Annotated in this window: 14 protein-coding genes and 1 pseudogene; 7 read left to right on the top strand and 8 right to left on the bottom strand. The window is 40.5% G+C overall.

What is annotated here, in order from left to right; all coding sequences use genetic code 11:
- Window positions 1-382: 382 nt before the first annotated feature.
- Window positions 383-7,861 (bottom strand): ExeM/NucH family extracellular endonuclease, encoded by a 7,479-nt coding sequence (locus J8L98_RS20835; protein ID WP_210998021.1) that lies wholly within the window; start codon window positions 7,859-7,861, stop codon window positions 383-385.
- A gap of 540 nt (window positions 7,862-8,401) precedes the next feature.
- Here J8L98_RS20835 and J8L98_RS20830 point away from each other — a divergent pair.
- Window positions 8,402-8,935: a methylated-DNA--[protein]-cysteine S-methyltransferase gene (locus tag J8L98_RS20830; protein ID WP_210998020.1), complete on the top strand. Its 534-nt coding sequence runs from the start codon at window positions 8,402-8,404 to the stop codon at window positions 8,933-8,935.
- Window positions 8,936-9,187: 252 nt separating this feature from the next.
- On the top strand, window positions 9,188-10,312 hold the full coding sequence (locus tag J8L98_RS20825) for an FAD-dependent monooxygenase (protein ID WP_210998019.1): 1,125 nt from the start codon (window positions 9,188-9,190) through the stop codon (window positions 10,310-10,312).
- Between the two features lie 74 nt (window positions 10,313-10,386).
- Here the strand turns inward: J8L98_RS20825 and J8L98_RS20820 are convergent, their stop codons facing one another.
- On the bottom strand, window positions 10,387-11,088 hold the full coding sequence (locus J8L98_RS20820; RefSeq protein WP_210998018.1) for a hypothetical protein: 702 nt from the start codon (window positions 11,086-11,088) through the stop codon (window positions 10,387-10,389).
- Between the two features lie 339 nt (window positions 11,089-11,427).
- On the opposite strand from J8L98_RS20820, the gene J8L98_RS20815 reads away from it, so the two are divergent.
- Together J8L98_RS20815 and J8L98_RS20810 are read left to right on the top strand one after the other, a co-directional pair.
- On the top strand, window positions 11,428-12,381 hold the full coding sequence (locus J8L98_RS20815) for a tyrosine-type recombinase/integrase (RefSeq protein ID WP_210998017.1): 954 nt from the start codon (window positions 11,428-11,430) through the stop codon (window positions 12,379-12,381).
- A gap of 26 nt (window positions 12,382-12,407) precedes the next feature.
- Window positions 12,408-13,622, top strand: coding sequence for a serine hydroxymethyltransferase (locus tag J8L98_RS20810; protein WP_210998016.1), 1,215 nt, complete (start codon window positions 12,408-12,410; stop codon window positions 13,620-13,622).
- 4 nt (window positions 13,623-13,626) lie between these two features.
- Here J8L98_RS20810 and J8L98_RS20805 read toward each other — a convergent pair whose 3' ends face one another.
- Both J8L98_RS20805 and J8L98_RS20800 read right to left on the bottom strand, forming a co-directional pair.
- Window positions 13,627-16,080, bottom strand: coding sequence for an ATP-binding protein (locus J8L98_RS20805; protein ID WP_210998015.1), 2,454 nt, complete (start codon window positions 16,078-16,080; stop codon window positions 13,627-13,629).
- Window positions 16,081-16,432: 352 nt separating this feature from the next.
- Entirely contained in the window at window positions 16,433-20,053 is a 3,621-nt protein-coding gene (locus J8L98_RS20800; protein ID WP_210998014.1) for an amino acid adenylation domain-containing protein, read from the bottom strand.
- Between the two features lie 328 nt (window positions 20,054-20,381).
- On the opposite strand from J8L98_RS20800, the pseudogene J8L98_RS20795 reads away from it, so the two are divergent.
- Together J8L98_RS20795 and J8L98_RS20790 are read left to right on the top strand one after the other, a co-directional pair.
- Window positions 20,382-21,309 (top strand): annotated as a pseudogene (locus tag J8L98_RS20795) (S8 family serine peptidase); the annotation flags it as partial.
- A gap of 300 nt (window positions 21,310-21,609) precedes the next feature.
- Window positions 21,610-21,831: a GlyGly-CTERM sorting domain-containing protein gene (locus J8L98_RS20790; RefSeq protein WP_210998031.1), complete on the top strand. Its 222-nt coding sequence runs from the start codon at window positions 21,610-21,612 to the stop codon at window positions 21,829-21,831.
- 104 nt (window positions 21,832-21,935) lie between these two features.
- On the opposite strand, the gene def is transcribed toward J8L98_RS20790, so the two are convergent.
- Window positions 21,936-22,481, bottom strand: a complete 546-nt coding sequence (gene def, locus J8L98_RS20785; RefSeq protein ID WP_210998013.1) for a peptide deformylase — start codon at window positions 22,479-22,481, stop codon at window positions 21,936-21,938.
- Window positions 22,482-22,794: 313 nt separating this feature from the next.
- On the opposite strand from def, the gene J8L98_RS20780 reads away from it, so the two are divergent.
- Window positions 22,795-23,652, top strand: coding sequence for an alpha/beta hydrolase-fold protein (locus tag J8L98_RS20780; RefSeq protein WP_210998012.1), 858 nt, complete (start codon window positions 22,795-22,797; stop codon window positions 23,650-23,652).
- 374 nt (window positions 23,653-24,026) lie between these two features.
- Here J8L98_RS20780 and J8L98_RS20775 read toward each other — a convergent pair whose 3' ends face one another.
- The 3 genes from J8L98_RS20775 to J8L98_RS20765 all read right to left on the bottom strand — a co-directional run bounded on the left by J8L98_RS20775 (window position 24,027) and on the right by J8L98_RS20765 (window position 26,680).
- Window positions 24,027-25,193 carry a murein transglycosylase domain-containing protein gene (locus J8L98_RS20775; protein ID WP_210998011.1) on the bottom strand — a complete coding sequence of 389 codons (1,167 nt, stop codon included), beginning with the start codon at window positions 25,191-25,193 and terminating at the stop codon, window positions 24,027-24,029.
- Window positions 25,194-25,306: 113 nt separating this feature from the next.
- Window positions 25,307-26,458, bottom strand: a complete 1,152-nt coding sequence (locus J8L98_RS20770; protein WP_210998010.1) for a Rieske 2Fe-2S domain-containing protein — start codon at window positions 26,456-26,458, stop codon at window positions 25,307-25,309.
- 21 nt (window positions 26,459-26,479) lie between these two features.
- Entirely contained in the window at window positions 26,480-26,680 is a 201-nt protein-coding gene (locus J8L98_RS20765) for a hypothetical protein (RefSeq protein WP_210998009.1), read from the bottom strand.

The raw sequence follows: 26,680 nt of genomic DNA, 5'->3' as shown, positions 1-26,680 counted from the left end.
CAATGCACGGTACACCCGTGTTAGTAACCTCAGCTCTGGATAAGCGAATTTGCCCAATAAAGCTATTTTTCTCACTCTCGGCATTGCTTTCATTTGTAATAGCCCGCTATTACTGAATAAAAGCGCCTTGATATTGAACAAAATATCATCATTGGATTGTACGTAAGTTTGTTTACAAAATATTTCCTATGCCAAAACCCTTATCCAAACCTGAAGTTAGGTATTTAATTCTGAAAACTTATTTTTGTTATCTCCATCATTACTCAATGCAACAACCAATTGCAATCATAAATTAGCGATAAAAAAACCCTTACTAGGGTTACCTAGCAAGGGTTTTTTAATTTATGCAGTTGCCTATATTACGATGTTACTTGGTTCTTCGTTACTTAGTTCTTCGTCGTAATAATGCAGGAAACAGTAATATCAAAATTAACAGTGGTGTAGATCCGCTGCTGGCTGTTGATTTTACTTGTCCCGTTACAGGTAACTCAATTGGTCTACTTTTTACCAAAACAGCAACACTACCTGTACTTTGCGCACCAAGGGAGTCCGCGACAACGTAGCTAATGAGTACTTGCCCCGCACCACCAGCAATGGGCTGATAGCGCAGTTTATTGGCCACAATAGAGACATAACCCGTACCCGTCTTAGCACTGCTCAGCACTAACCGATCTCCATCTACATCAGTATCATTTAGCAGTACGTCAATGGTTGAAATTTCATCATTAAACACTGTAATACTATCATTCACAGCCGTTGGGGCATGATTCTGCGAAAGCGTCTCAGCGATCACGGTTACCAGCACCTGTGCACTTGCAATCGCACCTTGTCCATCACTTACCGTATAAGAAATTGTATCATTGCCGATAAAATCAGGTGCGCTTTGATACTGAAGACTTGAATCACTATTAATATGAACAGTGCCAAGTTTTGCACTGGCACTAATGACAGTTAATACATCATTGTCGATATCTGTGTCATTGCTCAGTACCATAATATTTGTATGCTCGTTAACCTTTACGTCAGCCTTGTCATCTATAGCGACAGGAGCTGCGTTGTTGTTCAATACAACCCCAACACCTCCTGGGTCGACAACTTTACCATTCACAACACCATCAGCATCATATTGACCGCCATCTACCAAAGTTAAACGCACACACCAAGCGCCTTCAACTAACCCAGGCTGCCAACTGCCATCGTTAACTGCTGGACAATACCCTTGCTGACCTTGTGCCGAGTGCAGTTCGTTCCCCCTTTCAGATACAAAGGTAATCCACTCTTGTTCAGGTAAGAATTTTCGATATTGCGCATTGGCCGGGATAGCCGACTGTAAAGGTAGCACGATTTTAACTTGCTGCATGCCAGAAGCAATATTTGCCACAAAGTCGAAAATTCCGCCATGATTAACCATCGTTTCATCAATGGATATTTGTGGACTATTTTGAATTTGCTCATCCGTTAACGCGGCACTGGCGCTACCAAGGCTGACGCTTCCCAAAGAGATGCATACTCCAGCTTCCACTTCGATTAAACCCGCTTGCCAGTCACTTGTGTTCGTTGGTAAAACATTACACGGAGCATCAATCGGATCTAGATAATTAGGAATGCCATCTCGGTCATCATCTGCAAACCCTTCCAGCGCATCATTGATCATATCACCATCAGAGTCTTTCGACGCATCAAGTGCAGGCGCTGCAGCAACAACTTTAAAATACACACTTTGTGTATCAGACAATCCACCATTATCCGTTACAACCGCATCTACTTGATAGGTACCAGGCTGAACTGATGTAGGATCAATGCTGACTTCATTAAGGACAGAGGTATCGCCCGCTAATCCACCCGATAGACTCCAAGTAATAGTATGGGTATCGTCAGGGTTTTGATCTTTTACAAGTGCTTGAACGCGAATAATACCATCCTGCTGAGACATCACTGTACGCGATTGCGTTGCTTGCACCATACTCAAAGTCACAACAGGCGAAAGGTTTGACTCTGAAATTGAAATTGTATGTGCTATTTGCGCACCTAGATTCGCATTTTCGGCATCGAGTGTAATAACAATGGTTTCATCAGTATCAACCAATTCGTCAGGTAATACATCTATTTCAATATCAACTTGCGTGCCCTGAGTAATAATGACCTCAGTCGCAACTGTATTAAAATCATCCTCGTTAGCAGTACCTGTCAATGTGTAGCTAACCGTGACTGGATACTCAAAATGTGTACCACTCAATAACACAGGGATCACAGCCTTTGTCCCCTCAAGTGTTACCTGACTTGGTGACGCAAAGCTCAACAATGGCCTCACATTCACATGTTGCACCGCCTCAGAACAGACATTGTCAGCGTCACATGCTTGCCATTTTATTTGATTTGCACCTGAACGTAAAAAGTGACTATCGAGGCGCTGCACTCCTATTGCCTCACCGCTTGAGTTAACTGCAGTTGCAACCCCAGTGTCAACTTCTGTAAATTGCCCTACAGCATTCACTGTCATGGGGGCAGGGACTATAATTGTTGGGGTTAAGTCCTGAACTAGCGTGATTTCCAAAATGGCGCTATCTTGACCACCAAACCCATCAGACACAACATAACTTACTTGTGCGGTACCATTAAACGAGTCGGTTTTTGTAAACAAGATGTGGTTATTCTCTATCACAGCCGTACCCACATCTGTGCGCACTTCTGCAATTGTCAGCGTATCACCATCCGCATCGGTATCATTAGCAAGTACAGAAACAGAAATTGACTGCTCGCCCAAATTAAGCGTCGCCACGTCGTTATGAGCAATCGGCGCTATATTGAGCGTGCTAATAGTCACTTTAACATTTGCAGACGCTGACTCGGTCCCATCCGAAATATCATAACGAATAGTCGCGGATCCCGTATTCAATGCGCTCGCTTGATAAATTAGCTTGCTGCCTTCAATACGCACAGTACCGGTATCAGCGATTACTGAAGTAATCGTTAACGCATCTCCATCCACATCAACATCATTTGCCAATACATCAATTTCAGTTTCCTTACGTGCTGATGCTGTTGCAATATCATCATTTGCAGTTGGGGCATCATTCACAGCCGCAACATTTATCGTCACACTCCCCGTCGCAGAGGCTCCTTCAACATCCTGTACATCATAGCTAAGTCGCACTTCACCATGGAAGTTGTTTTCTGGTGTAAAGGTAATTGCTGTTTTTGAATGAGTTGCGACTCCTTTTCCTGACAATACATTGACACCGGTAATTTGCAATAACGCCTTCGCTTCGTCCTGATCATTATCCAAAACAGATAATATAACATGCTGATCTTCTAAGGTACTTGCATTGTCATCATTGGCAACTGGCGGTGCATTTTTTGCTAAAACAGTTACTGTTAGAGTCGCCGTTGAAATTGCGCCATTACTATCACCAATACTATAGTTAATAACGGCTTCACCTAGAAAGTTATCAATCGGGATAAATGAAACAACCGGCCCAGAGAAACTCACACTGCCAGAACCCGATACAAGCGTTGCCGAAGTCACTCTTAATACATCCGAATCCGGGTCTATATCATTTTCGAGTACATTAACACTCGCCGTTTCCCCTTGCTTTATAGATGTTTTATCATCGTTTGCTATCGGTGCTTGATTTACCGGTAACACAACCGCGGCTAAATCAAAGTCTGCAATAACAGGATCATGATCCGATGAGCGATAAGGTGTTTCAGCAAACCACTTTGTTTGCTGGGCATCCGTTTTATTTTCAGTGTTATAATCAAGAGCGGTCGCTTCATCAGCATTGATATGCCAGTGCATCACTTGTGCCACACTATTAAGTGTTGTATTTGCAGTTAATAAGTGATCTAAACTGCCTGCAATACCACCATAATAATATGAATAATTATTGCCTGTTTCTTTCTCAACACTTAAATTAGCAAAACCTGCATCATAAAATGCCATCATTGGGTCTTCATATGCGTATGCATTAAAATCCCCTAAGATTGCGTATATTGGCTCATCAACAGTCTGTATTGCCAATCGTTGCACCATAGCGATAGAAGCATCTGGTGTACTAGGTTTGACCTCTTTTCCAAGCCGTTTCAATAGTGTTTTTGATGCCAACACTCGTTGACCATTGCACGCCCCTTGCACATCATCGTCCATGTCAGCACCACAAGATCCTCCTTTAGAGCGGAAATGATTCACAATTACTTTGATTTCTTTGCCACCGTTAAGCGGTTTGAAACTTTGCATCATAGGTGGGCGATGTGCTTTGGTTTGTTCATCAAAAGGGGCATCTGTTACGACCTCTGGTATACCAACAGGAAGGACTCTATCACTTCGGTAAATAAGCCCAACGGTTACCGCATCAGAGCCAACCTTTTCTAATTTAGGGTTAATGAAACGCCATGTGTGTTGTTTGTCTCGCTCATTTAATCCGTCAATCAGATTTTGAATTGCACTGTTGCTGCCATACCCACTGTTTTCAATTTCCATTAACCCGACAACATCGGCATCCATTGCTGTAATAGCACGAATAATCTTACTTCGCTGGCGCTTAAACTCTTTCTCATTACTTGCACCTCGACCTTTAAAGTCAAGGAAGTAATTCAAAACATTAAAACTTGCGACACGAATATGCTCTGATGATTTACGGTCAAACGGTTTACTACGTCGTGCATTCACATTTTCAAATTTTGGTACGCTGTTCGGCAATAGTTTATATTTTCCGAACCCATAATGGATAACACCGCTGATACCGGCTACATTTGCCCCTGAACGAAGCGGTTTGTCTGCACTAAACTCTGGATAATAACTGATACTTTCCGGATTTTGTTGTGTAGAATCATCATCAACTAAGAGTACATTTCGGGCGTTTAAATCGGCAAGCGCTTGACGCTTAGGGTCATTTTTCGGGAACTTATTCGTCGGTTGTATCCGCAGGCCTTTAGATAATAATACCTCTCCATATCTGGTGAAATTATGGCTCAAAGTAACATGGAGCTTCTGGGGTAACGTCACCCACATGCCTTCTAGAGACTCTTGATCAAAATTTTCAGCAAACGGTAAATTTACGGCCGTAGGCGTTACCATCGCTAGCGCATTGGTAGCACAAGTCGTAATATTTCCTACCTCAACTAATTGAGTGAGATCATATTTTTCCGCTACTTTAGCCGTAAACCTGATCTGCTGCCCAGGAGTCACTTGCGTGGCGGTATGCGCGACAAATATACCTTCAGAAGTTGCGTCACTTTTGTCTTTTTGCTTATCTTCTTCTTGTAAAAAGAAGCCACCATGTTGACCTGCACCTTGGTAACTTGCCACCACAATGCCTTCAACAATCACACCTTTATTCACTAGTGGACTGGTACTCTTAGCACCTTGAATTTCACTTATCAGCGTCGCCCTATCGCCACATTGACCAAGTTCAATTGGTGATGTACCACTGCCACTACATGCAGCTACCCCACTACATCCTAAGCCATCAGCCACATTTTTTTCAAAACCTTGCCATTGGACACTCGGATCAAACGCATCAGTTCCGTTAACGTCACCTGCAACAATACCCACTTTACGCCGCAGTGTTTTATCTTTTGTCGAGGTATCACCAGCCCCCCAGCTGCTGCCAGGATCTGTGCCCAACTGACCAAACACATCCGTTATTTTATCATCCACCATAAGGACTAAGGTGTCATCACCATTGAAATAAGTCACTGTGCTCGTGCTATTTTGGCGGCTTTTTATTTCATCATTCGCACCACTATTAACAATCACATGACTTGCTTTATCAACTAACAAGCCTGACAGGCTCTGTGTACGTAAGCCACTTGTTGACAAAGGCTTGCCATTATCGGCTAGCACAATTTTAACTCGACTTAAATCAAGCGTGCTACCAGTGAAGTTTGTAATTTCAATCGCTTTATTATTGCTACTGCCTTCAATATATTCAGTAAAAATTACATTCGTAGCTGGCGTATCATTACTCACCAAAATTGCAAAAGCGCCAAGTTCAACCGCGGCTGTATTACCATCTGTAACACTTATCACAATCCCGCCATAGTTGCCTTCATCACTTTTTGTCGGTGTGCCTGTCAGCTCACCTGTCGTTGTATTGAAGGTTGCCCAGCTTGGTTTATTAACAATACTAAACGTTAACGTATCGTCATCTACATCATTTGCTGTAGGAAGAAAGCGATAGACTTGATTAATTAATACGCCGGTATTCGGTATGCCCGAAATAGTTGGTGGGTGCTTAATGGTCTTTGGATCAACAACATTAATGGTAAACGCAGCTAAGTTTGCACTTAACGCACCATCACTCACTGAGATTTGAATATTTTGGTATGTCGCAATATCAGCTATTCCAGGTGTGCCTGTCAACGTACCTGTTACACTATTAAAGTTGGCCCACTTTGGTTTGTTAGTGATTGAAAATATTAATGTATCTCGGTTTGCATCTGATGCTGATGGCGTAAATTGATACGCACTACCCGCACCAATCTCAAGTGTCGGGGACCCACTGATAACCGGGGCCGTTTTCCCTAAAGTTGGGCACGTTTTCGCAAACAATGTTTCGGCAAATTCAGCGTTATCTACAAATGGGTTACGATTACCTTGTTGTTCCACAATACGCTGATGGCGTTCACGCTCAAACCTATCAATAGGGTCTTGACGGTGCCATTGCATTAAATTACATAGTACCCCCAATGTTGCAGATTTACTGCCACTAATGGTATTTACAAGCGTTAGATCTGGCATATTGCCATCGGTACCATCATACCTTACCGCCATATAAAACATCATTCTGGCAGCATCCCCCTTTACGGCATCCCGTGGCTCAAAAGAGTCATCATCAGTAAAGTTACCTGGCGCATTACTGACAGGCGCGCCGCCATCATCGTAGTCTTTATTACTGCGGGCTGAGTTGACTTTCACATTGGTCGGGCGTAAATGATGAATATCAGTATACCCAAATTGGTTTTGTTCCGGAAAACCATGTGACTTTGGCCAACTATGCTCTCGGTTCCAGTCAGTTGTGCCACCACCATTGGTGTTTTTGGCTTGACTGCGACCGGTATAAAACAAAATCACATTATTGATATTTGCAGGGTCTTCATCAGTATACTTAAGCGCATCCCATACTTGTGTATAGGTCATTTGTTTTTGCCCTTGACGTGCAATCAAAGCGAGCGCCGCTTCAAGATCTGGGCCCGATTTACCTATTGCAGTCGCATAATATTGATTGTAATCATAGTTACTGCCCGGCTTATCAGTTACTGAAATAGAAAATGCGGGAAGACTTTGCGCTGTATTGTGACCATCAGCAACCGAGATGACAATATCAGCGTACACGCCCATTTGCGACTCATTCGGTGCACCGGTGAGTTTACCTGATTGCGTATCGAACGAGGCCCAAATAGGCTTGTTCTCAATCGCAAATACCAGTGTATCATTTTCAATATCCGTGGCATTCGGTATAAAGCTATATGACCGAGTCGCTTGAATAGACGACAACGGTGTACCTGTAATTTTTGGTACATCATTTGTCCCTGCTGGCCTAACAAGTATAGAAAAAGATGCAAGTGCATCAGATGCAGTGCCGTCGTTCACGGTGATGACAATATTGTTATAATTGCCAATATCGCCCGCCTTAACCTCTCCTGACAGCCTGCCTGTACTCGTATCAAAATCAGCCCATTTTGGCTTGTTTTCAATACTAAATGTCAGCGTATCATTATCGAGATTAGTGACATTTGGCGTAAAATCATAACGACTATCTGCATTGATGATTGTTTTTGCTATACCGCTAATTTCCGATGGTATATTGCCATCACCACCAAATGCAGCAACGCCAGAACAACCGAGCCCATCTGACAAATGGGCTGGGAATATAATAATCTATTATGAAATTATTATTAAAATTAAATTAATTACTCAGTTGTTTTTAGCAACAAAAACAACCCAAGCCTGTTAACAAAACACAGAACGTTGAGTGAAAAAACTTACGACCAAACCACCACAAGCAATTGATTTAAAATACAAAAAATTAGCACAGCACAAAAAACTAAGATTAAGTACCTATTAAAGACAAATCAACAACAATTAAAAAAACAAAATTAATACAAAAAATAAACACTAGAAACAAATTACACACGCCATGGAACGGTTTAATTTTCACATTCATTTACATTTACATTTAGAGTGAAAATCAGACAAAACTTCAATAGGCTTTACCCATATACATACTCCCTGTGATTATTTCCCCACTTGCACACACCCAGTTTCAATTTTTCCTAATTAGTTCTAGTTCCAGCCAGTATTTCTTCCAAAAACCAGTATGATGTTAACCACGATATACATAAGCCAACAAAAGCACTTTAAGCAACGCATATATTATATCTGTTAGGAGATACATTTATGTTCATCGATTACGTTAATTCCCCCCTAGGTATGATTGAATGTGCATCATCAAACCTTGGGCTAAGACATGTCATATTTTGTGGGGATGAAATTAAACCTAAGAATAAAAACCATATAACACAAACAAGTATACAGCAGCTCACAGAGTACTTTAGCGGTATGCGCAATGCCTTTACCGTACCACTTGACCCCATCGGCACGGCATTTCAACAGCAGGTATGGGCCTCTCTTGGCGTAATTCCATTTGGTGAAACTCGCTCCTATTTAGATATTGCCAAACAAGTGGATCGCCCAAAAGGCGCACAAGCTGTCGGTGGTGCTAATGGCAGAAACCCGATCAGTATCATCGTGCCTTGCCATCGTGTTGTTGCTAGTAATGGTGCGCTTACTGGTTATGCCGGTGGTATCGAACGAAAGTTATGGCTGTTAGAGCATGAAGGCATAAATATTAAACCGTCAAATGAGAACCAACAATTAGATATAAAAAATGTCATTGCAAAACGCCAATCAAAAACACAGTACTTAAAATAGTAAAAACATAACTTAGACTATACCTCCCTCATCTGCTCTGTGTGAGGTCATAGTCTAGCACTTGTGTATAACGATAACTTCCACATTTAAGTACCACCGTCACAACTCCCAGATTATAAGCCGCAACATATATCCACCTATTCCTTTATCATCATATGTGGTGAATAATATTTTTCACTACACACCAGCTAGTATGTCGTTGTAAAATAAATAATATAATGCCACATACAAGCTAAATTAAGGTTGCACATTATGCGGGTACTCATCGTTGGCGCTGGCATTGCGGGAAGCGCATTATTCCACCGCTTAAAGTCACATACTATTGATGTTGATATTATCGAAAAATCGACCGTATTAACCAATGAAGGCGCCGCAATTTGTTTACCTGCTAACGCTATGATAGAGCTTGATAAATTAGGTATATCAGACACAATTATCAAATGCGCCCATCAAGTAAATTCCATTGAGTATGCCTTAGCGAATGGCGAGACATTGACCAAAGCATCGCTCATGGAAGTGCCATTAAGCAAGGGCCCTTTTGTCGCATTAAAACGTGATAAGTTAATGCGTATATTAAGGGCTGGTATCGCTGATAAGATTCAACTTCATACTTGGCCAACAAATATTCAACAAACTGAAAATGGTGTGTTCGTCACATTGAATCACGGGCCCTCAAAAACCTACGACCTTGTAGTGGCTGCCGACGGCATTAATTCTCAGGTTAGGCAAATGGTGCAGCCTGATACGCCTTTATTAAAGCATAAAGTCACTAATTGGCGCTTTATTGCACCGACACCATCCGACAACTTTCAGCCCGTGTATTATGTCGGTAATACCACGCTATTCATGATTTACCCAATCAGTAAGGATGAAGTGTACTGCTATGCGCATGTAACTGACACAGCCAAAACCTATTACGACATGCCAACGAAAGAAGCGTTATACAGCCTTTTCGCAAACTATACCGCGCCGGTCTTACACTGCTTGAATACCATGCCATCTAGTGAACACATTATTCGTGGGGAGCTAAAAAGTGTCATGAAAACTGACTCGGTGTTTCAAAGTGTCGTTTTAATAGGGGATGCATTACATGGCTGCCCGCCCAGTTTACAACAAGGTGCGGGTATGTCACTGGAAGATGCTAATTGCTTGGCTGACCAAATGATCAATCACTTAGATAATTTGCCACAAGCTCTGTCTAATTACGAAAAAGCACGCGGTGCCAGAATAGCTTGGACAGTCAATGAATCAAATAAGATAATTAAACTTGCAGGGCTTGGGGAAAGCTTTATAGGCCGTTTAGTCAGAAACTTTATCTTGCGCCGTAAAGGGCCTGCAAATGTGGTTGGTTGGAGAAAACTGCTGACTGATGACTGACCTAAGTAAACTCCTAGACCCCATCAATCATGCACCGCTTAAAATAAAAAGGCGGTGCTTATACATTTTACAGGTTAATAACCGGATAACACGGTCACACTATCATTGAACTTGCCGCCCACTCCAGTGATCATCTTACATCCATCTAACTGCCTGAGCTTACTGCTACTACGACGAATATGATTGTATGACGAAACATATGCGCCATTGGCTGAATACACTCTAATAATATTGTCGTTACCCGTTAAAACATGCACCTTACCACGCTCATCGACGGTGATACTTTTTGGCCCATTTAAATCCTGTAATAACTCAATACCGAACTCACCAATATTCCCCACCTTTTGCCCATAAAAGTCGAGCACTGTAATTTGGTGATGGCCATATTCAATAACGTACAGTGATTGCAGCTGTGTATCAATTGCAAAATCTTTTATTGCCTGCAGATTGTCAGTTAAAGGAAGTTTGCCTGTACGTTCACCCGCCAAAGAAAATACACTTATTTCTTTCGATTGCTCAAAGTAAACATAAATATGTTGTGCATACCGACGAATAATCCGCGGTTTGCGCTGCACTTCTATGGTTTCACCGGTTGGGGTTACAGCAATCATTGTAGGAAAAGCGATATTAAGGTCTCTTAACTTCGCGATAGACATACGTTCTGTTTTATCATCCCCTGAAATAGTCTTTTCATTAGCATTAGCATGCATGGAAAGGCCAAATAAACCAGCTGAGCATAGTGCTGAGGTTGTTCTTAAGAAAGTGCGACGTTCCATAGTGAAATTTTATTATGTTTATAATAGGGGGATTATTACATGGATGAAAAATTTATTAAATTACAGAACATTACAACAATAAAGTATTAAGAATGCACAGAAGTTACTAGATGAATGTACTGGTGATACTGATTTCCCGCAGTTAAAGCCGTTTGATACAGGTTAACAATGGCCGATTTACCTCATATAAGAATGCCATTGAGCAAGAATCACTGCTCGTTACATTGAGTTATTTCTCTCTTTAAATAAGCCAATTGACTTAAACATTTCGAAATTTCTGCGCTTACACACTAAAAGGTGCTATTTAACCTTTTGTCGCTATTATATTCAGGAAAACACATGTTAGTTCACGAAGTTTGTAACCTATTTTTATCTCACTGCCAATACAATAAGCAACTCTCTATACATACCATAAGAGCATATAAGCAAGATTTGGCGTGCTTCAATAAATTAACAAAAGTTCAAGAGGTTCAAAACTTTGACAAGAACCAGCTAAAATATTACGTCTCTCAGTTACACCAAATGGGACTAGGTGCTAGAACAGTCAAACGAAGAGTTGCTTGCTTAAAATCAATGTTTAAGTGGTTGGAGCTAGAAGATATCATTATAGTTAACCCGTTCCACAAAGCTGACATATCACTCAAAATACCAAAGCAACTACCAAGAAATATTCCCAAGAGTAATCTACGTAAAATATTAAAATCAGCCAGAGCAGCTTTAAACCTAGAAAAAGAAGATAGCTACACAGCTTCTAAACTTAAAGAGCTAATAGTTAAGCCTAAGCAGCTAAACAAATTAACAAGCTTACTGGTCGTTGAGCTCTTATTTTCTACTGGGATCAGAGTGAGTGAATTAGTTAATATTAACTTACTTCACATATCTATTGTCGAAAAAAAGATCCTAATCCTCGGAAAAGGCCAGCGTGAAAGGTTTGTCTTTTTAACCAACAAAGAAATAGCAGACTTAGTCAATGCCTATATTATAGTTAGAGGTATAACCAACCCAAACCATGATTATTTACTAGTGAATAGCAGAGGAAAGCCTGCGTCATCACATTTCATACGGAAATTACTTAGGCAAGAGTCTGATGCCGCAAAAGTTGATAAAGTCACCCCTCATATGTACAGACACTCTGCCGCTTGTCAGCTTTTAGAGTCAGGAGTAGACATAAGGTATGTTCAGAGACTTTTAGGGCATCAGAGTATACTAACAACTCAACTTTATACCCACGTAAATGACAATGTCCTACAACGTAAAATAGCCAAAGCCAACACTAGGAGTTCAATTACATAAAAAGTAACGATAACTAGGAGTTATCAATGAAAGCATTAGCCAACTTTTTGGGAGATAGATTCCCTAGAATTAAAAAAATAATTGAGTCAGAAGAGAATAGTCAAATTGAAGTGTTGAACCTAATAGGGAGTGCAAATAGGCCCTTTCAATCAGTACTCGACTCTAGGACGTTACCCTTTCATGCAAACCCTGGCGAAGGATTCCCTGGCAGCCGATATTTTCCAGGTTGTGATAACCTCGATGAAATCGAAAACTATGCTGAAGAATTAGCAAAGGCTCTTTTTAAAGGCAGTGAAAAATACTGGTTTACTACTCAACCATACTCTGGAACACAAGCCAATCAAATAGTTTACAACGCAGTTTTAAAACCTGGGGATACAATTCTTTGTTTGGATTTAGCTTCTGGGGGACATGTTTCACATTGGAGTTTCACTAATCGTTATTTTAATGTGGAGCATTACAATGTGAAAAATGGAAGAATCGACTACCAAGAACTGAAAGTCCTAGCAGAGGAAGTGAAACCTAACTTAATAATTGCTGGTGCGAGTTCCTACCCTAGAGAAATAGATTATGCAATACTAGGAAATATAGCGAAACAGGTAAATTCTTTATTATTAGCGGACTTATCTCATACGGCTTCTTACGTAATTTCCGGCCTGCACATATCGCCATTTTCCCACGCTCACTTCGTTACCATGACAACTCACAAAACAACTAGGGGCGTAAGAGGGGGAATGATGTTCGTGGCTCAAGATTTTGAAAAACAAACTAAACGCTCCATTTTTCCTATTTCCCAAGGTGCTCCGATGTTTGTTGAAATCATTGGTAAAGCAATAATGTTGGAAGAGTTAAATAATATGGATGTAAAAGAATATGCTAATAAAGCGATTCATTTTGCAAAAATCATTGCCACTGAGCTAAAGGATGCTGGATTCAAGCTATATACTGATGGTACAGATACACATTTAGTTGTAATAGATTTATCGAAATCAGGGATCTCAGGGAAAGAAGCTGAAGAGAACCTTCAAATTAATGGTATTTTAGCTAATAGAAATTTGATTCCAAATGACCCTAGACCTGCTTCAGTTACATCTGGACTGAGAATTGGTGTTTTAATGATGGTAACCTTAGGCTTCTCTGAAAATCATGTGCGGGACTTAGCATCAATTATATTACGCTCCTTAAAGGGATATAATAACCTAGCAAATGATACTAAAAAAATATTGGAAAGCTATTCATAAAATATTAAAATCGCCAATGAGGGGATGGAGCCAGTAATAAAGGTATTGCCCCCTCACCTCTAGTAAAAACAGAGTATTGTGAGGAATCTCCCGGGTATAAGTTGTCGCACTCCATTATTTCTTTGTCTATTTGGTTAGTTTCACAATCCTTCAATTTAGAACGTTTCAAAATCAATAGGTTTTTCTTTAACATAAAAGATAACCAAGGATCGCTAATCTCATTTGCATCTATTCTCATAGTTTCTAGTTTAGATATTGTCGTTTTTAATTCTTCACTGTTTTGCATTGCTTTTACAATTAAAATTGTCGCTAAAAACTTCAAACGGTCATACTCTAATGGTTTAGGAACCATGTTGTATGCGGTGATCAATCGTTTTAGTGAGGTATCATATTTACCTTCTAAAACATCACATACACCTAAATTAAAAGTTGCTTGGTAAGCTTCTATGGAGTTGATATCCAACAAGGTATTTCTGGCTTTATGCAGATGTTCTCGGGCTACTTGAATATTTGGCTCTTTATTATATAGCTCATTCAAGCCAATATTATTATGCAATGTTGCAATCGTGAAAATATCTTCCTTGTTTTCAAACCAATCAAGAGCTTTGTTGAGGAAACCAACTGATTTCTCATAGGGAAATAAGTGAGCACTATTTCTCAATATAATTGCTTCAAAGTCATTTCGAGGGTAATTCAAGTTAGCTAAAATTCTATCTTGAATAATTGATTTTGCTTCACTTTCTTGTCTTTGATGCTGTAAAATATTTAAGTGAACTGACAATGCCTCTGAAGAGTGTAACAAGTTAGCTGTATGGCTTAATGCGATATCATAGAAATATAACTGAGCAGAAACTTTTGCCGAATATAAGTTATACACCTCTGGACTTCTAGCTTCCCCCAGCTTATCGAGTAATCTATTAGCGGTGTTAAAATTGGACTCTTTAACACAAGCATCTAGTAATCTTGTAATGGTAATTAAACTAAAAATACTTGCTGAATTATTAGATGAATCTAATATCTCTAGAACTTGCTCAGTAAGTAAACTCAAATCAAAGTAACCATTTCGTTCATGTAAAATAGATACTGTTCGCTCCATGGATTCAACATGCTTAGCCAACTCCTGAGATGTAGCTATTTGCATTATAAGAAGCATGGCCTCTATATGCTTGTTGTCGTCCATACATGTGAACGCAAACCTGCTAATAACATCTACTAGTCGAGCGCGCACTTCTGTTATTTCCTCATCGCTCATGGTAACTCGTGCCGCACTAATAACTTTGTCGTGGCTAGCTTTAATCGATTCAATTTCGATACTAGAAAACCCTGCTTTTCGAAGTATTTGCTCAGGCAAAATAGAAAGAAGCTTACACTCGACTAGAAATCGAACAACCTCCATCAAATTGAGAGTTCTAGTTGCATTAACATCCTCTTCGACAAACAGCCGAATGTAATCAAAATCTATTCCCTCTGGAAATAAAGATGTAATGATTAACAATGCTCTCTCTATTTCACCTAATTGATTGATTGTTTCTGCAATAGGATTGTTTTTATTTGAAGCTTTATTTTGTTCTTTTAGCCGGTTAGCCAACTTAAAATTAATAATAAACTGCTCAATTTCTCGAGTATTTTCTTTCGTCGACTCTAAGCACTCTAAAAACAACTGATCTCTTTGGTAACCATTCATGTTTGGAAAAGAATTATTGAGAATGTTTTGGATTGAGGTATGGTCCAAATTTGGAAGAATTTGAATAACGGCATGAAATTGGTGAAAGTGTTCCAAATAATATGGGTCAAATAACGTATTTTTACTATCCTGTCGGATAACAAGTGAAACAGAAAATTCGTTAGGTAAGCTATCTATCAAAGCAGATAATTCCCTTTTTTCACTATCAGTTGAACGCTGAAAGTTATCAATCTGCAGTGTGTGTTTACTAGGAGCTACTGCAAACTCAAAAAAGTCCTTTAGCAACTGAAAAATATCAATTTCGATGGGTTTAGTTTTTTCTTCGTATTTAAAATCCTTTTCAAATAATGCGGCGGCCGCTTTGCCGAAAGAGGGTAACGATTGAAGAGCGTTATAAATGCCTTTGTATAAAGCCTTTTTTGCAGGTTCTGTTATTTTCCGCCGTTTTAAAAAAGCCGAAAAGCTTTTCTTATTAGTCCTTGTTGTTTTTGTAGATGATACCCATAAGGTTAGCAACAAATTGGAAAATAGCTTTCCCTTTGTTCTAGTGTCATCAGATATATCATGATACGTCACGGAATGATCAAGGTTTTCTTTAGATAAAGACTTAGCTGCTTCATTGAGGAGCCTAGTTTTACCTACTCCGGACTCCCCACATAAAAAATGAACTACTGACTTGTTACTTGGTGATTTAGTTAAAGCCTCATTGTAATCTTCAAGCTCTGTATCCCTACCTTCAAAATCAAGCCTTAGATCTTTGGCTGAAAATAACATGTCAAATAATTCCTAGTTATCGTTACTTTTTATATCTTCTATCGTCTCGTAGATAAGAAATTACGTCAATACTTCGTCTAATAAAACGTTATACAAAATCTAAAGGTTTTATATAACGCTTTAATTTCTTCTTCAAGTTGCACATTCAGAGCCCATCAATAATATAAAGCACACTAAGATTATAGTCCTGCAAAGTACAGCTCCGATATATGACAATTTATGATACTAGTCATTCAACTAAACTATTAGCCAAATGAGTTATTGTAAGTAATGCGAGCTGCCCCGCATTAATGTTAGATTTTTGAATATAACTTTAGCCGATACCATACAGTAAAAATTTCGCTGATAAATATCACTCAATGCAATTTACATCTTGCTTTTCATACTTATATTCCTGATACTCACACAAACGCGCTATAAACCAAATAAAGACTTCCGTTTGCCCCTTTACAACGCATACACCATTACAAATGCTATTTAGCAAGGCTTGCACATTAGTTTCACATAAACCTTTTATCATCTGAGGATCTGCAATAGACACAGTACAATACGGCAAATCAACAGAATACTCTGTTTCTAAGGTTATTTTACCGCCCCTAAGCATAATCGAGATTGGAGCCTGACTTTCATGAGCAACTATCGATAACACCAACTCAGGTGCAGTTTCTATTGATGCTTTACAAACAAGCTTCAAATAAGCTGAAAAATCATTTACCCAGTTTTGAATATCTGTACTCATAGATAGAGGGTCTAAATTACTTTCACACGCTGCTACTAATGTATCTTCTGATGCCGAAAAAGCCCGATTTACCTCTTGCTCTGTCTCAATAAGTGCCTCAAGTGTGCGGTCAATATCTGCATGTGTGTGTGCCGCTGAACAAATAAACCTTAATCGTCCTCGCCCCATTTCAACAATCGGATACGTGACCGCCAGCGTTTGAATACCGCGCTCATATAGCCCTTGCACGATCGCATAGAGCTTATCTTTATCACCAAAGTGAGGGGTCACTATTGGACCATCGCCAGTGCCTAAATCATACCCAGCCTCTGTAAAGCGCTTACGCATATAACGCGTTCGGTCCCATAATTGTTCACGCAAACTATCATCAGTACGTAAGTATCTTAAAGAAGCCAGAGCAGCTGCAATATCAGCGGGGCTAATTGACGCTTGAAAAATATACGCCCGTGAAGATGACTTTAGCAGTGCAATGTGCTTTTTACTCGCAGCTATTACCCCACCAATACTTCCCAGTGCTTTACTCAGCGTTGTCATAATAAAATCAACATCATCCGTTGCACCTTGCTGTGAGCAAACACCTGCTCCAGAGTGACCATAGAAGCCAAAAGAGTGCGCTTCATCCACTAAAGTCAACGCACCATATTGTTTTGCGATTCGAACTATCTCTGCAACTGGCGCAGTCCCTTCACCCATACTATAGACACTTTCTAACACCACTAAAGTTGTATGATAAGGTGATGTTTCAGAGGCGAGCACCGACGCCAAGTCACTCGCACTATTGTGCTGAAATGTTCTAATTTTAGCGCCACTTAAGCGCGCACCATCCACAATAGAGGCATGACAAAGCTGGTCAATAACGACCGTATCATTTTTTCCTAATATACCCGAAATAGCCCCTAAGTTAGCGGTATACCCTGTCGGAAATAGGCATGCGCTAGGCTTACCCACAAGCTCTGCAAACTCATTTTCAAACTCAACATGTTGGTCTGTCATGCCAGTCGCGGCGGCTGAAATCCCCATGCCAGTACCAAAGCGTTCTAATGCAAGAACGGCTTCATTGATTACTTTTGGGTCGCGATTTAAACCGAAGTATAAATTCGTTGACCATATAATAGCGTTCCTATCTTGTTCTTTATTATATGAATCACCAATAACCCCCGTGGCAGAGCTCCCCGTACGGAGCACTTTTCCATATGGATTACGTTGATTATTATTGACCATGTCAGTAACTTGCTCTACCAATACACTTTTATCGGCGATACTCCAAGATGGGGCGCTCGCTGATTGAAAAGTCGGGTGACTAGATTGCAATAGCGTCTGAAATCCGGAGAGTGTTTCAAGTTTTGGATTGTTATGATCTGTCATTAAACTAGATTCAGAGGATGCTTGACTTACACTTTGATTCATTCGGTCTAGAAAAAAGTGTGTTAAAGCACGAGGGGTCGAGTATAGAACAAGGCTGTTCTGTGGTAACTTATATTCTAATTCCGCTCGTAATCGACTGAGTAACTCTAGCGAGCTTAGTGAGTCAACACCAAAACTATCAAATGGTAGGTCGCAAAGCACTTGCTCTGGTTCTGCTATATTAAGCAAACTCGCTACTTCAGTTTGAATCGTTAATAACACTGAACTGTACTCATAGCCCGCTTGCTGTTTATTACTCACTTGACCGCTTGCTTCATGCTGAGCTGCTAAGCGCACAGTATTAAGATCTGGGAGGCTTTTACGATCTAACTTATCATTTGGTAAAAAAGGTAACGCACTCATCTGCATAATAAACTGAGGCACCATATATTTTGGTAATCGTTCTGACAAAAACGCCTTCACAGCCTTACTCGTTACGCTACCTTTTTGGTTTACCACATAAGCTACTAAAATTTGCTGACCAGTCCCACTATCAAGCGCAGCCGCCGCTGCTATATCTATCTCACTCATCGATTCAAGTACTGACTCTACTTCCCCTAGCTCTATCCTGAAACCTCGTATTTTAACCTGTTGATCAATACGGCCTAAAAACTCTATCTCTGCATTTTCACTCCACTGACATAGATCTCCCGTTTTATATAAGCGAGTTTCAGGTATCTGGTCAGTCGGCGTCAGAGTGACAAAGCGTGACGTTGTCATATTCTCATCGTTGAGATAACCCCGAGTGAGTTTACTGCCAGCTAAATATAATTCACCGGGTTCACCAATCGCTGTGCATTGCATTGCATCATTTAGAATATATGCCCTTGAATTTACGACAGAGCGACCAATTGTAATACGAGTAGTGTCTTCAGGAATTTCATTAATTGTAGAAAAAACAGTATCCTCGGTCGGACCATACGCATTCATAACCCTTGGTTTAAATGCCAAGTTATGAATTTGATTCACTAGCGGCGCTTTCAAAGCTTCACCTCCAAACACCACACACTGAACACTATCAGGAAGGGTATCGGTGCCCAATAAGGTTTGCATCGATGAAGGTACCATAACGCACATTTTTACTTTATCTGCATAAGGAAGTTTAGGTAGAGCCAATGCGTTATCTGCCATCAGAATAGTGCCACCAAGTGACAACGTACCGAAAATCTCCATCACCGACGTATCAAAGCACACTGAAGCGGCAGCCAATACCCCAGATAACTCCTCAGTGCTAAACAGCTCTGCCATGGCATGACTCATCGCCACCACATTGCGATGCTCAACCGCAACCCCTTTTGGTTTCCCCGTAGACCCCGAGGTATAGATCACATACGCTAAATCAGTAGGTACTGGACCCGGAACATTATCAATGGCTTGATTTTTAATCGTATCAACATGAATGACTTCGCGTGCTATCTGGCATAGGTGCGCCATATGCTCATTTTCAACAATGGCTGCTGATGCTTTAGAATGTGACAACATATAATGGACTCGTTCTTGTGGGTATGCTGGGTCAAGGGGCACATAAGCACACCCCGCCCTTAAAACCCCCAATAAAGTAGCAATTAGCTCCCATGAGCGACTCATACATACCCCAACCAAGGAACCCGACTTCACGCCTCGTTGAGCTAACGCTGCTGCTAAAGCATCTGAGCGTGCTAGTAGCTGCTCATAACTCACCAACAAATCACCTTCTATGATCGCCACTTTTTCTGGTGTGAGCTTTGCCTGCTCAGCAATCAAGCTAATAATGGTTCCACTGGGTAAAAATGTTTTCTGCGGTATATCACACAACGCTTTTGATGTATCTCTTGCTACTTCAAATTCCATGAACTTTCCTTATTGTTATTGTTTTCTGTATTGAACAAATTAATCATGCCATATTATTTCGCATAGCAATGCAAACTTTGATTTTTTAGTTTATGAGTTGCTTTAATATTCCGTTACATTAAAACGAGTGAGGAAGCAGAGTTGGTTAAAATTCAAACTAATTAAGTATGGATTAAATATAAAATAACTTTATTGATATTTTTACACTATATTTATGTCCATTTTCGCATGTATAATACTAGGAACAAAAAAAACAAATCCTCGCATATTTGTTAACAACAAAAGTAACGATCGTTAGAATCAGTTCCCAATGACTCCTAGGGAATGTATGTCTAAGCTTATACAAAAATCAACAATTGCAGCTGCAGTAGGTAGTGTATTACTCACAGCGGGTGTCTCTGCTAACACTGCCAATATGGTCAGTAATTTTGCCAATTTCGAGGCTGTAAAATTTGCAGCTCAAGATACGAAAAAGAATGCGCCAACATCCTATTTAATTGTGCTAAAAGCAACGTCCGCAGCAAATTTATATCCTCAGGGTACATACCAGTCGGGTGATGCACGTGCAACAATGGCGCAAATTTCACAACTTCAAGAAGCGTTAACGCTTGAACTAAATAGCTTAGACTTTAATGCAAAAGTACTTGGTCAAACACGTGTTTTAGCCCCTACAACTCATTGTTGAAGCGTCAAAAGAAGCGTTAGCAGCGATTGAAAAAGACGCACGCGTAGAACGCGTGCTACCTATGTTTGATTCTGAACTACACATTGCAGAGTCATCTGACTACATTAAAGCAACGCCAGTACGCACTGAAGGTGTGGCAACAGGCGCTGGCCAAAAGGTCGCTGTACTAGATACGGGTATTGACTACACACACAAAATCTTCAATGAAGCCGCCGGTACTGTTGAAGCGTATGACGCAGCTCAAGCCGATCCAACAACGGTTGCATGGCCTCAAGGTCAAGTCAAAGGCGGTTACGATTATATGCGTAACGATGCCGATCCCATTGAGAATGATCCAGCGGTTCCTACTGAAGAAGACTCACCAACAAGTCATGGTACATCGGTTTCTCACTTGGTGACAGGCATTGCACCAGACGTTGAATTGTATGTTTATTCTGTCTGTGGCGGTGGTTGTCCTAGTGCAGCACAAGCCGCGGCGCTAGAATCTGCGATGGATCCTAATGGAGATGGTGATATTTCAGACCGAGTCGATGTGATCAACATGTCTCTCGGTGGTGAGTTCGGTGATACATTAGGTAATGAATCAGAAGCGACTAAAGTAACGGTAAATATCGAGAATGTGATTGACAGCGCGGCGGATTATACTCCACCTAAACTCATTGCTGCTGAGTTTTCAGTTAAGGAAAATACAGCCACTGGTACAGTGATTGGTCAACTTGAATCGGTAACGCAAGAAAATACCCTTGAAATTGCTGAGTATTTAGTAAAGTCATCAACTAACACCGCTTTTTCAGTTAATAATAATGGCCAAATCGTTGTTGCTAATTCAGCAGTCCTTGATTTCGAAGCGGGGAACAATATCGCTACTTTGATGGTCATTGCTATCGATAAGTTAGGCAATACATCAGACCCTGCTGCCATCACAATAAATATTGAGAATGTCGTGGATACCGATGCAGAGCAGCCTGCACCTGTGCCAACTCCTACGCCAACAGTGACTCAAGCATCATCAGAGTCTTCGTCTGGTTCTCTTGCTTGGTTTGCACTTTTAGCGGCACCATTCGCGGTGCTGCGTCGTCGCAAACATAAATAAGCTTTACATGAATACTAACTTACAACGTCTGTTAATATCTGCCGTTGTAAGTTAGCCAAGGGCATTCGCCTTTATTGGCTGCTGCTTCTCCATTGAAGTTTCGCTCAGTTGCTGTCAGCAAACTGACGATACCACTCACTTTCGCTGATTAAATCTTGCATCGACTCTAACTGGTCAATAAACGTGAGCCCATTTAAGTGATCTAACTCATGCTGAAAAATACGTGCAATAAAGCCTGTCAACGTTTCCTGACGCACATGACCTTGTTGCTCCAAATACCGTACTGTTATCTGCTTATATCTTGGCACTAAGCCTCGCATACTTGGCACACTTAAGCACCCTTCCCAATCTTTTACCTTTTCATCTGAATAATGCAAAATCTCAGGATTAATAATCGCAGTTGGTGCCATTAGTGGCGCTTGTGGATACCGTGTATTGGGCTTTGAGCACATAATAAAAATACGCTTACTGTGATGTATTTGCGGTGCAGCAATACCCACGCCACCCGCTTCAGATACCGCCAACATCATTGTATTGATGAGTTGCTGACATTCATCACTGAGAATATCTTCAACTTCAACAGCTCGCGCCCTTAATACTGCATGTCCGAGCTGCGCTATAGAATAGGTACTGCTTTTAGTTGTACTCATTCAGGTCTCTTTTCACCACTGTAATTACAAATATATTATCAAAGTCTCAATACAAAAGTGCAAGCACCGCTTATATAAACACTGAAACAAGGCCATGTGAGTGATGTTACATACGCAGGAAAAGCGGCTCTATATATCACATATTTACATATAACCTACTGATAATTAATACAATAAAATTTAACGCATCATATCATATACAAATCAGCTAAACGTCAGGTCTTTTAAACACAATGCCGATACAGTGAGCTTAAGTCTGTAACCTGAAACAACGTCTTCAATATGGCTTAGCAATTGATAAGGAAGTAACATAATGAACATTAAAAATAATTGGATAATCACTTTGGCTTGTATACTCCTCCTACTTACGGCAAATGTAAGTAGCGCAAGCTCTTTCACGTTACCCCATACACACGTAATACCAATTAAAGACACACAGCAAGACAGGCAATACGAACTGTATATAAAGTTGCCTGAGGGATATGACAAACATAAAGATACAGCCTATCCTGTCATTTATTACACTGACGCTCAGTGGCATATGGAGTTGTTATCGGGTGCGACTGCATTTCTCATGGAAAATGCCATTTTAGTTGGGATTTCCTGGCAAATAAACACCAAGGGGGCATTAAAAGACAAAGAGGCCAGTGCAAGTCGTGGTCGTGATTTCTCAATAAGAGCATCAAGCGACCCCAAAGTTCAAGCCAAACATCAGCTGGGTCAAGCAAATAATCACCTAGCATTTATACGAAACGACATCATTCAATATATCGAAAACCAATATAACGCTGACCCAAATAATCGTACCTATTTCGGCTTTTCGTTTGGTGGATTATTTGGTAGCTATATCTTAATGGCGCAGCCTGATACGTTCAAAAACTATATTCTCGGCAGTCCATCTCTTTGGCGCGATATTCCTCACTTATTAGAGCTTGGCACTCAACATAAGCAACTCAATGCCAATGTATTCATCTCATACGGTGCGTTGGAAGATAAGTTAGGTATTCACGTCAATGAGTTTGTGGAGTTGCTGCACAAAAGAAATGATAAAAGCTTAAAATTGCAAAAAATTGTCATTGAGTCCGCAAGCCATAGCGATTCCTTTCCTATGCTCGGCGTGCGCAGTATTAGCTGGCTATCAGCACTCATCAGCGGCCAACAAAGTAAGTAACCTCAGGTTTGGATAAGGGTTTTGGAGTAGAAAATGTTTTGAAAACAAACTTACGTACAATCCAATGATGATATTTTGTTCAATATCAAGGCGCTTTTATGCAGTAATAGCGGGCTATTACAAATGAAAGCAACGCCGAGAGTGAGAAAAATAGCTTTATTGGGCAAATTCGCTATCCAGAGCTGAGGTATAAGTTATAAAAGGCACAACTATTAACGTCGATTCAGTGTACAGCATAAATTAAGCCCCCCCTAGAAGGCCTATGAGACTTTAGTTTCAAAGGCCTTAATATTTGTTGTTTCAAAGGCCTTAATATTTGTTTATTGTCATACTATTTACGCCATAATTCCTACCCTTAAAGGCAATGTGACCGTCTATAAATACTTTTCCTTGGCTTTGGTCACCTTTTCTAAGTAACGGCGCGATTCATCACGTGGATGCTGGTGACGAAGGCGTTTATACACACTAGACGGAGACTGTGCATTAATTTTTTGTACTGCTGTTGTACGGTTCGAATGATAGGTTTTAAACACATTACCCGCCCCCCCGTTATAGGCAGAAATAATGGTATACTCTCTGCTTTGCTGATGGCTTACTCCCACAAGATAACGTGTGTTTAATATTTTCAAATACGCGGTACCAATATCAATGTTTTGTTTGGGGTTCATAAGCACTGACTTTGTGGGCTGCCCTGTGCGTTTTTTCTCTATTTTATACACATCTCGACCCGCTGTTGCCGGAATGACCTGCATCAACCCATAGGCATTTGCATGACTCACGGCATAAGGGTTAAAAGAGCTTTCAGTCTCAATCACCGCGTAAATAAGTGCTGGGGCTATGTTGTATTTTTTAGCTGACGCTAACACATATTCACTGTATTTTAAGTGACGCAAGTGTTTGTGGTCACGCACTAAGTTAAACCCGACATAAGATATCTTTTTATCCCCTTCAAACGTCGTTTTCAGCTTATTGGCAACTAAATAATCAGCATACCGCCGAGCCCGCCATTCGAAACGGACTAACTGACCATCTTGGTCTCGTACTTGGGGATATAAAAAAGGTTCACCTGCAACCTTAGGGGATTGGCTAGAAAAAATATCCGTTTGACTAGGGTCATCAGAAGTTAATAGTGTTTCAAATACCGCCTGTGAGAGTTTTTCACTGATTTTTTTGGTGGCAATGGTTTCAATTTTGACCCACCCTGTATCAAAATCCACAATAGCACGGGCTTTATAGTCATTTGAATACTTCACATAGCGGGTATTACTGGGCAATTCTTTATTTCCCTCACCCCACACCTGCTCAATGATTGTGTCTAAATTAGCAAGTAATTGCTGCACTTTGGCTGTATCTTGACTAATTGCTTGCTGAGAGCGCTTTACTCCTTGCACTATCGCCACGATATCATTTGGGTCTTGACTAACTTGTTTAGTCAGCTTTTTAATTTCGTTCGCAGACTGAAGATCTAACGTTGACTGACAAGACGCGACCCAAAACAACACCATCACGGCTGTCAGTGTCTTTACAACTCCTCTGTGCATATATTTGCTCTCTTAGCGCTGCAAAATGCCTTATTTTTTTCATTGTAATCGATATGGCATGAAATTGCGTGTCAATTACATCAAAGATAACAACAACCTGTCTTAAAAGATAATCATCGCCAGTGCGGTTTAATCCACTTCCACACAAGCTTTTTATGTTCTCTCACAGGGCACTCTCCGTATTCTGCGCTTGGCCCAAACTCAAAAAACGGGCTAGAAAAAGATTTTTGCAATTGTTCACACACATAAATATCTTCTTGCAAAAAGTTCGCAGATCCAAGCCCATGCTTATCATCATACCCAGAGTCTTTCGCTTTAACCTTTTTGTTCCAGTAACTTGCTGAGCGAATACTCTGCTTCATAAATTCTAATGCAGAACCATTCTTCATTTTTGTGCGAATGATCACTTTGCTACGATCGACAGCGACTGGGACTATCAGAAAAACAGACCATGAGGACTCAGACTCAGCTAACCCGATACCAGGAAATAGCATCGGCACCCAAGTGCCTAGTTTCTCTATCTTCGTATCGTAAATAAGTGGGTAAGGCGAGTTTTGCTTGATGTCTTGTTGATACTCTTTTGTTAATGGTTCCCAAAACCGAAAGTGCGGCCCAACAAAACCAAACTCGGCACGTTTATGATCATACATATTCAATGTGCCAACATGAAGGTGAGCTAAATGATAGTGATCAATATAATTTTCAACAACAACCTTCCAATTCGCTTCTATATCTTCAATGATAATACTGTCTTCAGGTTCAATTAATGTCTCAACTTTATGAGGCCCTAAATAAGGTGCTATTGGCGAAAACCATTGCTCAATTGATTGGGAGTTGGGATCTGGGTGGACCCAAATCATCCCTCGCCAAATGCCCACATTCGCTTTCTTTAAGCCATAACAACTTTTATCTAAGTCGGGAAACTCCCTGCTTGCTTTAGGCAGCGATAATAGCTTCCCTTCTAAATCATAGGTCCAATCATGATAAGGGCAAACAAGTTTATTGCTTGCTTTGCCTTTCCCGTCACGGAGTCTGGTGCCTTTGTGGCGACACATATTATGAAAAGCCAAAAGCTGCTCGCTTTTACCTTTAATCACCAAAATATTATTCAACCCTGCTTGCACTGTCAGATAATCACCTTCAACGTTTAAGTCTTCAACTAACCCAGCAAAAGCCCATGTAGTTGAAAAAATATGCTGCTGCTCTAACGCAAAAAACTGTGGTGAAATATAAGCATCAAGCGGTAAACCATTTTGTGTATTCATAACAACACCTTTACAACAGACCTAATCATAAGGCCAATAAGGAAATATAAAGCAGCTTGCGGCCACCACAGCCCATACAAGCATGGTAAACCAATACATCCCTGGCTCACTCTCTCTACGATATGCCTGCCAAATATACGCCTCGCCACGGATCAAATCGAATAACAGCCATAGTATTAGCGCAAATCCTAACCAATAACTCCACGGTAATGTAGGCCACAT

This window comes from Pseudoalteromonas sp. MMG013, from assembly GCF_018100885.1.
GTDB lineage: Bacteria > Pseudomonadota > Gammaproteobacteria > Enterobacterales > Alteromonadaceae > Pseudoalteromonas > Pseudoalteromonas aurantia.
The sequence above is the reverse complement of the archived record's forward strand: the minus strand, read 5'-3'. Positions and strand labels throughout refer to the sequence as shown.

Bases quoted from the DNA above. Each gene is read 5' to 3' on its own strand.
- J8L98_RS20815 (WP_210998017.1), top strand. From the start codon at position 11,428: ATGTTAGTTCACGAAGTTTGTAACCTATTTTTATCTCACTGCCAATAC.
- J8L98_RS20830 (WP_210998020.1), top strand. From the start codon at position 8,402: ATGTTCATCGATTACGTTAATTCCCCCCTAGGTATGATTGAATGTGCA.
- J8L98_RS20765 (WP_210998009.1), bottom strand. From the start codon at position 26,680: ATGTGGCCTACATTACCGTGGAGTTATTGGTTAGGATTTGCGCTAATA.
- J8L98_RS20820 (WP_210998018.1), bottom strand. From the start codon at position 11,088: ATGGAACGTCGCACTTTCTTAAGAACAACCTCAGCACTATGCTCAGCT.
- J8L98_RS20790 (WP_210998031.1), top strand. From the start codon at position 21,610: ATGGTCATTGCTATCGATAAGTTAGGCAATACATCAGACCCTGCTGCC.
- J8L98_RS20800 (WP_210998014.1), bottom strand. From the start codon at position 20,053: ATGGAATTTGAAGTAGCAAGAGATACATCAAAAGCGTTGTGTGATATA.
- J8L98_RS20805 (WP_210998015.1), bottom strand. From the start codon at position 16,080: ATGTTATTTTCAGCCAAAGATCTAAGGCTTGATTTTGAAGGTAGGGAT.
- J8L98_RS20810 (WP_210998016.1), top strand. From the start codon at position 12,408: ATGAAAGCATTAGCCAACTTTTTGGGAGATAGATTCCCTAGAATTAAA.
- J8L98_RS20825 (WP_210998019.1), top strand. From the start codon at position 9,188: ATGCGGGTACTCATCGTTGGCGCTGGCATTGCGGGAAGCGCATTATTC.
- J8L98_RS20770 (WP_210998010.1), bottom strand. From the start codon at position 26,458: ATGAATACACAAAATGGTTTACCGCTTGATGCTTATATTTCACCACAG.
- J8L98_RS20780 (WP_210998012.1), top strand. From the start codon at position 22,795: ATGAACATTAAAAATAATTGGATAATCACTTTGGCTTGTATACTCCTC.
- def (WP_210998013.1), bottom strand. From the start codon at position 22,481: ATGAGTACAACTAAAAGCAGTACCTATTCTATAGCGCAGCTCGGACAT.
- J8L98_RS20775 (WP_210998011.1), bottom strand. From the start codon at position 25,193: ATGCACAGAGGAGTTGTAAAGACACTGACAGCCGTGATGGTGTTGTTT.